Annotated in this window: 1 protein-coding gene; it reads right to left on the bottom strand. The window is 65.7% G+C overall.

Going from position 1 to position 350, the window contains the following annotated elements:
• Positions 1–304, bottom strand: a 304-nt coding sequence (locus MKK64_RS19165) for a helix-turn-helix domain-containing protein (RefSeq protein WP_243936502.1), incomplete at its 3' end; no start/stop codon positions are given.
• Between the last annotated feature and the right edge of the window lie 46 nt (positions 305–350).

The following is a 350-nucleotide window of genomic DNA, read 5'->3' as shown; positions in this document are numbered from 1 at the left end:
CCAGGGGCGGCACATCGAGATCCTGCAACAGGACCTGGATCGACTCCCTGCCATCGCCGGTCTCTGCCGGATCGTCGAAGAAGGTCGAGACCGGGACGCCCAGGAGATCCGCGATCGCCTGAAGCCGGGCGGCAACGACACGGTTGCGTCCCTTCTCGTATTTCTGGACCTGCTGGAACGTGACCCCGGGGGCCTGCCCGAGCGCGGTCTGGCTGAGACCTTGAGCGGTCAGATACGCCGCGATGCGGCTTCCAATCGATCGGTCGCCGCTGGTCGCGAGCTTCGGCGCATGGATGGGGGTCATTCGGGCATTCGCTTTCAGGTTGGAGACGGCTCGACCAGCGTCGCTG

The sequence above is a fragment of the Methylobacterium sp. E-025 genome (assembly GCF_022829705.1).
Lineage (GTDB): Bacteria > Pseudomonadota > Alphaproteobacteria > Rhizobiales > Beijerinckiaceae > Methylobacterium.
Note: the sequence above shows the minus strand (reverse complement) of the source record. Positions and strands in the feature narration are given on the sequence as shown.